We start from the raw sequence: 10827 nt of genomic DNA on the forward strand, positions 1-10827 counted from the left end.
TACTCGGCCATAGTCAGTCCGGTCAACCCTATCCGCAGGCGCACCGCCGGCGGCTCGTTCATCTGGCCGAAGACCATCACCGTCTTGTCGATGACGCCGGACTCCTTCATCTCGTTCCAGAGGTCGTTGCCCTCGCGGGACCGCTCACCGACACCGGCAAAGACGGAAAAGCCTCCGTGCTCGGTGGCGATATTACGGATAAGCTCCTGGATTACAACGGTCTTGCCCACCCCGGCCCCTCCGTAGGCCCCGATCTTGCCCCCCTTGGTGAACGGCGTAATCAGGTCGATAACCTTCAGGCCCGTTTCCAGCAGTTGGGGAGTCGTTTCCTGCTCCTCAAAGGAAGGCGGCTGGCGATGAATCGGCCAGTGTTCCTCGGCTTTGACTTCACCGAGGTTGTCTATCGCCTGCCCGGTAACATCAAACAGGCGTCCCAGGCTACCCCGGCCTACCGGCACGGCAATCGGTGCTCCCGTGTCTACTACCTCCGTACCCCGCGATAAACCGTCAGTGGATGCCAGTGACAGGCACCTGACCCAGTTATTACCGATATGCTCCTGGACCTCGAGGGTTGTCTTACCCTCTTCGGTGGCTATCTCTATCGCGTTGAACAACTTTGGCAGTTCATCGGGCGGGAACTCAACGTCAACCACCGTCCCGATAACCTGGACTACTCTACCCTTGGCCATGATAACCTCCAGTCTTCCCTGAGACCCCGGAACCTCCCTCGCTCCCCCGAAGGCCTACTTCAGGGCAGCGGCACCACCACTGATATCCAGAAGCTCCGTGGTGATCGACTCCTGACGGGCCTTATTGTACATCAGGGTCAGGTCCTGAATAAGTTCATTTGCGTTCTCGGTGGCGTTCCGCATCGCCACCATCCTGGCCGACTGCTCGCTGGCGATGGACTCCAGGATAGCGTGGTAGACCTCCATTTCCACGAAGCGTGGCAGGAGCTCTCCCAGCACTGCCTCCGCACTCGGCTCATAGATATACTCCACGTTCTGCATCGCCGGCAATTCCGCCGGCTCCACCGGCAGCAACCGCTCCATCACCGGTGTCTGGGTCATTGTTGAAACAAACCTGGTGTACACCAGGTAAACCGCATCTACAACGCCATTGGCATAGTCATCGATGATAATCCGGGATATCGGCAAGGTATCCAGCAGACTGGGGCGGTCCCCAAGGCGGTCGAACTCAGCCCGGATATCCCGGCCAACCCTCCTCATGAAATCATTCCCCTTCCTACCCACCGTGACCACGGAAACTGGCACGGTCTGCTCCACCAGAAAGCCGGCTGTTGTGCGGTTGATACTGGCGTTGAGCCCACCACAAAGGCCACGGTCAGGCGTGATGTGCACAATCTCTATGCTGTTCACCGGCCGGCTCTGCAAGAGGGGGTGGGGCGCACCTGCCTGTGGCAGGGCCGCCAGTGCGGTAATTACCTGGCGTATCTTCTCATCGTAAGGCCGCCCCGCGACACCCGCTTCCTGGGCACGCCGCATCTTGGAGGTGGCAATCATTTCCATGGCCCGCGTTATCTTGGCCGTACTCTGAACACCACGTATCCGTTGACGAATCAGACGTATATTTGCCATAGTCTACCGTTTCTCACGCAGGTCACTCCAGAGGAATATACCGGCTGTCCTACCCTGCAAAGTGGCTCTGCTTGAACTCCTGGATTGCTGCTTTGAGAAGTTCTTCAGTCTCACTACTGATGCTCTTCTCCCGGGCAATCACCGAAACAACCTCAGGATGGCTCGTTTCCATAAATCTATGGAAGCCGGCCTCGAACTCGCTAATCTTTTCGACCGGTATATCATCAGTATAACCATTGATTGCCGCGTACAGAATCAGCACCTGCTTCTCTACCGGCATCGGGACATACAAAGGCTGCTTCAATATTTCGGAAAGACGCTGCCCACGCTCGAGCTGTGCCCTGGTCGCCCTGTCCAGCTCTGCGGTTCCAAACTGGGCAAAAGCAGCCAGTTCCCGGTACTGGGCAAGGTCCATCCTCAACCGGCCGGCCACCTGCTTCATCGCCGCTGTCTGGGCCTTGCTGCCCACGCGGGACACCGATATTCCAATATTCAGTGCCGGCCTGATACCGGCGTTAAAAAGGTCTGTCTCCAGGTATATCTGACCGTCGGTAATCGATATTACGTTAGTGGGGATATAGGCTGAAACATCACCGGCCTGGGTCTCGATTATCGGCAGTGCTGTCAGCGAGCCCCCTCCATGCTCATCATTGTACCTGGCCGACCGTTCCAGCAAACGACTGTGCAGATAGAATACATCGCCCGGATAGGCCTCTCTACCCGGCGGACGACGCAGCAACAGGGAAAGCTGCCGGTAAGCCCAGGCGTGCTTGGAAAGGTCATCGTATATCACCAGCGCATCCTTACCCTGCGCCATGAATTCTTCCCCCATGGCGCAGCCCGCGTAGGGTGCCAGGTACTGCATGGCAACTGCATCGGCAGCATTGGCGGCAACGATGATTGTGTGAGCCATTGCTCCGTATTCCTCCAGGGTAGCTGCCACCCTCGCCACTTTAGAAGTCTTCTGTCCAATGGCAACATAGATGCAGGTAAGGTCCCCGCCCTTCTGATTGATGATAGTATCCAGGGCGATGGCCGTCTTACCCGTTGACCGGTCACCGATGATAAGCTCTCTCTGTCCCCGCCCCAGCGGAATCAGGCTGTCTATTGCCTTAATACCGGTCTGCACCGGGGTATCCACCGGTTGGCGGTCCGTAACGCCCGGGGCAACCAGCTCCAGCGGACGAGTCTTCTCCGCCTTCAGTGGGCCCTTACCATCCAGCGGACGACCCAGAGGGTCCACTACCCGCCCGATGAGTGCCTCACCGACAGGGGCTTCGGCAATCCGGCCGGTACGCCGCACCTCGTCGCCTTCCTTTATTCCGGTGTAGTCGCCAACGATAATCGCGGAGACACTCTCCTCCTCCAGGTTCATGGCGATACCCATAATATCACCGGGGAACTCAAGCAATTCGTTGTACTTCGCCGCAGCCAATCCGTGTATCCGGGCAATACCATCGCCGATTTCAACAACAGCGCCAACATCGACCATCGCCAGTTGTGCACCGAATTGCGATATCTCCTGCTTTATAGCGGAAGCAATATCTCGCCCTCTTGTTGCCATCTAAGTTACCTCCCGTAGTCCAACAGAAGACTGCATTTCACTCCTGCGTTATCCACGCGGAGTGAAATGCATAAACCACTACCTGCCTGCACCACCAAGTTCTTTCCTCAGGGCCGCCAGCTTGCTGCGGATACTGCCGTCGATAAGCTTATCGCCCACCCGGATAATAATGCCACCGATAACGGTTGGGTCCACCTTTGGCTTAAGCATTACCGGCTTGCCGACTATTTCCGTAATCCGTTCGCCTATCTTAAGCCTTTCCTCATCGTCGAGAGGAATAGCCGTAATAACCTCGGCGACTCCTGCGCCTTCAATGCCACGGTATTCGTCCAGCAACTGCTGGTATTCATCCGAGATGTCCTCCATCATAGCCAGCCGCCCCTTGGCCACCAGCATCGATACCAGCTTCAGTGCCATCGGGTGTATCTCACCCAGCCGCTGAGACAGTACACGCTCCTTCTCCTCAAAGGAGACCTCGCGGTTTTCCAGCAGGGCAAACAATGCTTCATCCCGGCACATGATGCTGACCTTCCTCAGGTCAGACTGCCACCGGTTCAGCTCCTGGCTCTCCTGCGCCATTCGGAAGACCGCCTGTGCGTAACGTCTCGTGTAAACGCTATTGGCCATCCTCAACTCCTCACACGTAAACGGCTAGTCCTCTTTCAAGGTGCCGCTCTCTTTAAGCACCTTGTCTATCAACTCGCGGTGCGCTTCCTTGTCCAGCGACTTCTCGATGACCTTCTCCGCGGCCACTATCGCCAGGTCGGCAAATTCCTGATGCAACTCACCAATGGCTTCATCCCTCTCACGCTGAATCTCCTGGCGCGCCTTATCCAGCAGAACTCCGGCCTGTATTTTTGCCTCTTCTTCAGCCCTCTGCCTGGCCTCATCTCCGGCTCGCATTGCCCGGGCTATTGCCTCCTGTCCCTCCCTGGAGGCAGCCTCCAGCTGCTTCCGATTCTCCTCCTCGGTATGCGCCGCCTGTTCCCTCACCTGTTCCGCCTGCTCCACGCTATCCTTTATCTTCTGTGAGCGCTCATCGAACATCCTCAGAATCGGTTTGTAGGCAAAGAAATAGAGCAGCCCGAAGAGGACAAAGAAGCTGACCAGCTGTGCTATCAAAGTAGACAGATTGATACCTAGTCCTTCCACAGTATCCCCCTTCTGGACAGTAGACTACGCGACAAAAATAAGGACAACCGATACCACCAGGGCGTAGATGGCGACTGCTTCGGCCATGGCGATGGCCAGAATCATGTTGGTCATGATTGGCCCCCTGGCCTCAGGATTACGCCCCAGCGCCTGCATAGCGCCCGCCCCCAGAATTCCAATTCCGATCCCCGGACCTATCGCTCCCAGGCCCATAGCTATTCCGGCTGCCAGGAGCCTCATTGCTTCAGCAGAAATACCTTCCATTCTGTCCTCCTTCAGGTACTCACATCAACCACATACGAACGTTGTGGTCTTGATACTCAACTGGATTCCGAGGCCTCATGTTCGTGCTGGGTGACCGCCATGGTGGCAAATACCAGCGTCAGTCCGCCAAAGATAAGCGCCTGGATAGCGCCAACCAGCATTTCCAGTCCGTAGAACGGCACCGCCAGCAAGAACGGCATCAGGAACAGCATCATCAATATCAGTATCTCGCCGCCGAGCATATTGCCGAAGAGACGGAAGGTAAAACTGACAATACGCATCATCTCGCCTATCCCCTCGAGTACACCGACGAACATGTCGATAACACCCATGAAAATGCCGCCAAACCCGCTTTTTACCTTACCACGCAACAACTGGCCGACACCCCGGCCGAACTGCCTGACATTGATGAACTTGGTGAAATAGCGCAGGCCGCCCTCGCGGATACCCAGGTACTCCACGAAGACAAAGGATATCAATGCCAGGGCCAGTGTGAAGTTAATATCCGTATTGGCACCCCGCAGCAAGGGAAGGACGTGCGTTTCCCCGTGCTCGATTGCGGTGAATGTGATTGAGCCGAAGCCGGGAACCAGGCTCAGCCACGAGTTCATGATGACAAAAAGGAAGATAGTGGTTATTACCGGGAAGAAGCGGCGCCCGTTCTTCTCGCCGGCAACATCGATACAGAAATTCAGCAGCCACTCCAGGGCGAACTCCAGCAGGTTCTGCAGACGTGATGGAATGACCTTTATCCGGTGGGTAACCGCCCAGGCGAAAAATGCCAGAATAACTATCGTAATCCAGGATGCTAGCAGGGTATTGGTGACGGCAAATCCGCCGATGTGGAATATCCCTTCGGCGGGGAGCTGCACGTGTGGCGCTTCGACGGTAAACAGTTCGGGAAGTCCCACATCACCGACAATCGCCTTACCGAGAGCACCACTCAGGAGACTAACGACACCGACCGCCAGGACGACAACTACTATCGTAATCAGAACCGGGAATGAGCAACCCAGACAGCCTTTTCTAGACACTAGCTGTTCCCCTTATTCTGTTTGTTATCCAGGAAAGGTCGGAGCATGGTATAGACACCGTAGAAGGCAACCACAACCCCAAGCAGCAATCCAACTATCAGCCAGAGGGGTTCACTGCCAAACCTGGTATCGAGCCAGCGTCCGCCAACCACGCCCAGGATAATAGAACCAGCAACGAAAAACCCGACGCCCAGTAGCCCCAGCGCCGCAAGTCGCTTGTCCATATCGAATGCAGCATAGCAAATCTTCCCATTCAAGTCAAACCCGTCATCGGGGCCGGTGCCTCTACCACTTGCCCCTGATACATGAAAAATCCCGCAACGTTACGGTTGCAGGACTCGATATCCCCCCACTCAGCAATCCGGATTCCTGCTGCCCGGACTATGCTCTCCTACCATGCAGACCTGTTCCTGCTCAGGACTTTCTCTTGTCAAAGTCCTCCATATCAAGGGTGTTAATGAAATCGTAGAAGGCGGACATCTTCTTCATCTCTTCTTCGCTCACCGGTTTACCGGCGGTACGGTCAATGTCCATCGGCTCACCTACCGGCCTGCCCGTCTCCTTGTCCAGCACGATGCCCGCTTTCTCCAGCACTATATCCTCAGCATATATCGGTGCTTCCACTCTCACCGCCATCGCAATAGCATCGCTGGGCCGGGAGTCCACCTCCACCTGCCCGCCATCCATATTCAGTATAATCTTGGCAAAGAAAGTATCATCCCTGAGGTCACTGACGACGACTGAATTGACACTGGCACCCAGGACATCAACAATAGACTGCATCAGGTCATGCGTCATCGGCCGGGGCACACTCACGCCCTGCAGCTTGACAGCGATAGCATCCGCCTCGGCAGGCCCTATCCAGATAGGCAGGTACCGGTCGGTCGTCTTCTCTTTGAGCATGACCACTCGCTGGTAGTTCATGAGGCTCACCCGAATGCTATCCACAACCATTTCTATCAAGGCGGACCTCCTCTCCTGCGGACACATCTAATTCTAACTCTGGTACGTTCCCAGTGTCAAATTGAGACTGAGGTGCCACCACCGCAGGTCACCCGGGGTGGGATTGCCTATGTTGTTTCATCACATGGTATAATAAGGACATAAAATTGCTTTACCACTTTTGATGTAATACTATAGGACAATAGGCTTACCCCTACTTTAAGGAGGATGCCGATGCACCAGAGTGGCCGGAACATAGTTTGGTTCGACGAGGTAACCAGGAACGATATTCCCCTTGTTGGTGGTAAAGGGGCAAATCTCGGTGAAATGACCAATGCGGGCATACCTGTCCCCCCCGGTTTTATCGTGACCGCCGATGCCTATTACTCCTTCCTCGAAGAGACGGGTATCACTGACCAGCTTCGCGCTTTGCTGGCGCCACTGGATACCAATGACAGCCGCCAGCTCCAAGACATTTCTGCCAAGATCCAGGAGGTCATCCTGGACGCCACGATGCCTGCCGACGTTGCCGGGGGCATCCGTCAATCGTACCGGGAAATGGGAGAGGGAAGAGTCGCCGTACGCTCGTCGGCAACCGCGGAAGACCTGCCCGAAGCTTCTTTCGCCGGACAGCAGGCCACTTTCCTCAATGTCAGCGGCGAAGACGAGGTCGTCGCTGCCGTCCAGAAGTGCTGGGCTTCCCTTTTCGAGGCACGGGCGATCTGGTACCGCGTGGAGAACGGTTTCGAACATTTCAAAGTCGGCATCGCCGTGCCGGTACAGCGCATGGTCCAATCAGATGCCTCCGGCGTCATGTTCACGGTTGAGCCCACCAGCAGTGACCGTAGCAAAATCACCATCGAAGCCGTCTTCGGACTGGGTGAGATGATTGTCTCCGGAGACGTAAGGCCGGACTACTACGTTGTCAGCAAGGAAGGCCTCAACATCGTTGATAAGGAAGTCAAGGCGCAGGAGTGGAAGCTGGTCAGGAGTGACAGCGGCCCCTCGGAGGAGCCCAATGTCAAGATAGACCTTACTCCTGCCGAGCAGGCACAACAGAAGATAACCGATGCCGATATCGTTGCCCTCGCCAAGATGGGTAAGCGCCTCGAAGAACACTACCAGTTCCCCCAGGACATTGAATGGGCCAAAGAGGGCGGCGAGCTTTTCATCGTCCAGACTCGCCCGGTCACCACCATCAGTGAGATGGTCACCGCCAGGCCGGAGATTGACGCCGAGGCGATACTGTCCGGGTCGCCGGCCAGCCCGGGAATAGCCTCCGGACCGGTGAAGCTCGTCTCTGACCCCTCCCAGATCGACAAGGTCCTCAATGGCGACATCCTGGTAGCCGCAATGACCACCCCGGACTTCGTCCCCGCCATGAAACGGGCCGTGGCGATCGTCACTGACCGCGGCGGCCGGACGGCGCACGCCGCAATCGTCAGCCGGGAGATGGGAATCCCCTGCATTGTCGGCACCGGGAACGCAATGGCCACCCTCGAGGACGGACAGGTCATCACCGTCGACGGCAGTAGCGGCAAGGTCTACGACGGCAAGATTGAGTTCGTCGTGGAGGAAGAAAGCAAGGCACGCTCCGACATCAAGACCAGGACCACGCTACTGGTCAACCTGGCGCAGCCGGAACTGGTCGACCGCGTAGCATCCCTCAATGTCGACGGCGTCGGTCTGCTCCGTGCCGAGTTTATGGTCGCCCAGATTGGCGAGCACCCCAGCTACATGATAAGCCAGGGCCGGGGGCAGGAGTTCGTCGACAAACTGGCCGAAGGCCTCACAACCTTTGCAAAGGCCTTCCATCCCCGGCGCGTAGTCTACCGGACAAACGACTTCAAGACCAATGAGTACCGCGCACTCAAGGGCGGCGAGGACTACGAACAGCCTGAGGAAAACCCCATGCTCGGCTACCGGGGAGCGTCCCGGTACATCACCGATATCGAGACCTTCAAGCTGGAACTCGCCGCCATCAAAAAGGTCCGCGAGAAGTACAACAACCTCTGGGTGATGATTCCCTTCGTACGCACCGTCAATGAACTGGCCCAGACCATCAAGATAATGAATGGTGAAGGCCTGAAGCGCTCGGAGGACTTCAAGATATGGATGATGGTCGAGGTACCCTCCAACATTATCCTGCTGGAGAAGTTCCTTGCTGTCGGTATTGACGGCATATCCATCGGCTCCAACGACCTTACCCAGCTGACACTGGGCGTGGACCGGGACAGCGAGAAGCTGGCCGCCACTTTCAATGAGATGGATGAAGCCGTGATGCTTTCCCTGGAGAGAGCCGTAAAGGTCGCCAGGAGCATGGGGGTCACCTCCTCCATCTGTGGGCAGGCACCATCGGTCTACCCGGAACTCACTGAGAAACTGGTGGAATGGGGCATCACCTCTGTCTCGGTAAGCCCCGATATGATAGACCGCACCAGGGAGATAATCGCCGAAGTCGAAGCGCGATTGCAGAAGTAGTGAGCCGTCGGCCTGAAATCCGCCAGCTGGCTGAGGAGCGGGAAGAAAACCTCTCGCCCCAGGCCCGGAAGAGCAGGCTGTCGCGTGGCAGGCTCAGGGAAGAGGAGTCCTGCCCCATCCGTACCGACTTCCAGCGTGACCGCGACCGCATCATCCACTCCAACAGCTTCCGCCGTCTCAAGCACAAGACCCAGGTCTTCGTTGCTCCCCTGGGCGACCACTATGTAACACGCCTCACCCATACGCTGGAGGTATCCCAGATTGCCCGCACCATTGCCCGCGCCCTCAACCTCAACGAAGACCTTACCGAGGCAATCAGTCTCGGCCATGACCTCGGGCATACGCCCTTCGGGCACATCGGCGAGGAAGTCCTCAACGACCTCTATCCCGCCGGATTCCGGCACAACGAGCAGTCACTGCGGGTCATCGACCATCTCGAAAACAACGGCCGGGGACTCAATCTCACCTGGGAGGTGAGAGACGGCATCCTCAACCACTCCAAGACAAGAGCCCACATCCTTGAAGAAGACTGGGGAGAGGTCGGTACCCTTGAGGGTGAGGTCTGTCGGCTGTCTGACGTCATCGCTTATGTCAACCACGACACTGACGACGCCATAAGGGCCGGAGTCATCACCGAGCGTGACCTGCCACTGTCTGCGGTCAAAGTGCTCGGGTTGTCACGTTCGGCGCGTATTAATACCCTGGTATCCGACATCATCGAACACTCGTGGTCAGTCAGAGTCGATACCGCCTCTGACTCCATACCTGCGGTCGGGATGAGCACCCCGGTACTCGAAGTAACCAACACCCTGCGCGAATTCCTCTTCACCCGCGTCTACGATGTTCACTCCGGCCAGGAGGAAGCGGCCCAGGCGAGAGAAGTCGTTCGACGACTGTATGAATTCTTCAGCAAGCATGAAGGTAAACTGCCACCGGAATACCGCCTTCGTGACGAAGACCATCAGCGGCAGGTCGTTGATTATATCGCCGGCATGACCGACCGCTACGCCCTGCGTACCGCCGAGGAGATGTCCCTGGTTGACGACCGTGCCAGGCAGCAGCGGCTGTTCACGGACAGCTAGCTGGCCGGAGAGCATCCCCTCTCCCCCTTCAGATTACGGATGGAGCGAGGCAGAAAACAGGGCTGCTCCGTCCACTCCGGACAGGACACGCGATAATGCTGCTTCACACTACAAAGGAGGACACTATCCATGGAAAATCAGCTTGGCTACTATACTGAGACTGCAGAGTACCGGGACCGGTTCGACCAGGGACTACCGGGCCCAATGGCCGCCTATACCGCTTTCCGGCGCGAGGTCTACCAGGATGGCGCGCTAAGTCACAAGACAAAACGACTGATAGCCCTGGCGGCAGGACTGATGGCCGGGTGTGCCAGATGCACCATCGGGCAGACCCGGGACGCGGTAAAGGCAGGAGCCACCAGGGAAGAGGTCCTGGAAGCCGTGTCCGTAGCCATCGTCATGGGCGGTACCGCCGCCAGTGCTGAGTCCTGGCGGGTGGTCAGCGTGCTCGAAGAACTAGGCGAGTGGTAGCCCGCAGCCACCTGCGGCAGCACCAGCAGGGTGATGAAAAACCCTTTCGACCAATCCCCGTGCGGCCCGGATGGGGCGCCCCTCAGAAGGGGCGGTGTCTTCCCCTTCCTGTCCAGGAAGGAGCCTTCTGCGGAAGGGGGGAAAGATTATATCTGGGGGACACCGGCAGAATCTGGTTTCGGATTCTGCTAACGTCATTCTGTAAGAATGACGCCCAGACACCCCTGCCATAAGGGGGC

The 10827-nt window shown here is 57.1% G+C and carries 12 protein-coding genes; 3 read left to right on the forward strand and 9 right to left on the reverse strand.

Features of this window, described 5'->3' with window-relative positions:
• From VMW13_01225 to VMW13_01265, 9 genes are all read right to left on the reverse strand, one after another.
• Window positions 1–689, reverse strand: a 689-nt coding sequence (locus tag VMW13_01225) for a F0F1 ATP synthase subunit beta (protein ID HUV43428.1), incomplete at its 3' end; no start/stop codon positions are given.
• 54 nt (window positions 690–743) lie between these two features.
• On the reverse strand, window positions 744–1598 hold the full coding sequence (gene atpG / locus VMW13_01230; protein ID HUV43429.1) for an ATP synthase F1 subunit gamma: 855 nt from the start codon (window positions 1596–1598) through the stop codon (window positions 744–746).
• A 49-nt stretch (window positions 1599–1647) separates the two neighbouring features.
• Entirely contained in the window at window positions 1648–3162 is a 1515-nt protein-coding gene (atpA, locus tag VMW13_01235) for a F0F1 ATP synthase subunit alpha (GenBank protein HUV43430.1), read from the reverse strand.
• Window positions 3163–3240: 78 nt separating this feature from the next.
• Entirely contained in the window at window positions 3241–3789 is a 549-nt protein-coding gene (gene atpH, locus VMW13_01240) for an ATP synthase F1 subunit delta (GenBank protein ID HUV43431.1), read from the reverse strand.
• 24 nt (window positions 3790–3813) lie between these two features.
• The gene (gene atpF, locus VMW13_01245) at window positions 3814–4314 is read right to left on the reverse strand and encodes a F0F1 ATP synthase subunit B (protein ID HUV43432.1); all 501 of its coding nucleotides are present in this window, start codon (window positions 4312–4314) and stop codon (window positions 3814–3816) included.
• A 24-nt stretch (window positions 4315–4338) separates the two neighbouring features.
• On the reverse strand, window positions 4339–4569 hold the full coding sequence (gene atpE / locus VMW13_01250; protein ID HUV43433.1) for an ATP synthase F0 subunit C: 231 nt from the start codon (window positions 4567–4569) through the stop codon (window positions 4339–4341).
• A gap of 65 nt (window positions 4570–4634) precedes the next feature.
• Window positions 4635–5612, reverse strand: a complete 978-nt coding sequence (locus VMW13_01255) for a F0F1 ATP synthase subunit A (protein HUV43434.1) — start codon at window positions 5610–5612, stop codon at window positions 4635–4637.
• On the reverse strand, window positions 5612–5869 hold the full coding sequence (locus VMW13_01260) for an AtpZ/AtpI family protein (protein ID HUV43435.1): 258 nt from the start codon (window positions 5867–5869) through the stop codon (window positions 5612–5614). Before VMW13_01260 ends, VMW13_01255 begins: the two co-directional genes overlap by 1 nt.
• 157 nt (window positions 5870–6026) lie before the next feature.
• Window positions 6027–6566 (reverse strand): bifunctional nuclease family protein, encoded by a 540-nt coding sequence (locus tag VMW13_01265; protein HUV43436.1) that lies wholly within the window; start codon window positions 6564–6566, stop codon window positions 6027–6029.
• 222 nt (window positions 6567–6788) lie between these two features.
• Between VMW13_01265 and ppsA the strand changes: the two genes are divergently transcribed.
• The 3 genes from ppsA to VMW13_01280 all read left to right on the forward strand — a co-directional run bounded on the left by ppsA (window position 6789) and on the right by VMW13_01280 (window position 10588).
• On the forward strand, window positions 6789–9035 hold the full coding sequence (gene ppsA, locus VMW13_01270) for a phosphoenolpyruvate synthase (GenBank protein HUV43437.1): 2247 nt from the start codon (window positions 6789–6791) through the stop codon (window positions 9033–9035).
• Window positions 9035–10117, forward strand: coding sequence for a deoxyguanosinetriphosphate triphosphohydrolase (locus VMW13_01275; protein HUV43438.1), 1083 nt, complete (start codon window positions 9035–9037; stop codon window positions 10115–10117). The genes ppsA and VMW13_01275 overlap by 1 nt, the downstream gene beginning before the upstream one ends.
• Before the next feature lie 129 nt (window positions 10118–10246).
• Window positions 10247–10588 carry a carboxymuconolactone decarboxylase family protein gene (locus VMW13_01280; GenBank protein HUV43439.1) on the forward strand — a complete coding sequence of 114 codons (342 nt, stop codon included), beginning with the start codon at window positions 10247–10249 and terminating at the stop codon, window positions 10586–10588.
• The last annotated feature ends 239 nt before the right edge of the window (window positions 10589–10827 follow it).

It is taken from the genome of Dehalococcoidales bacterium (assembly GCA_035529395.1).
Lineage (GTDB): Bacteria > Chloroflexota > Dehalococcoidia > Dehalococcoidales > Fen-1064 > DUES01.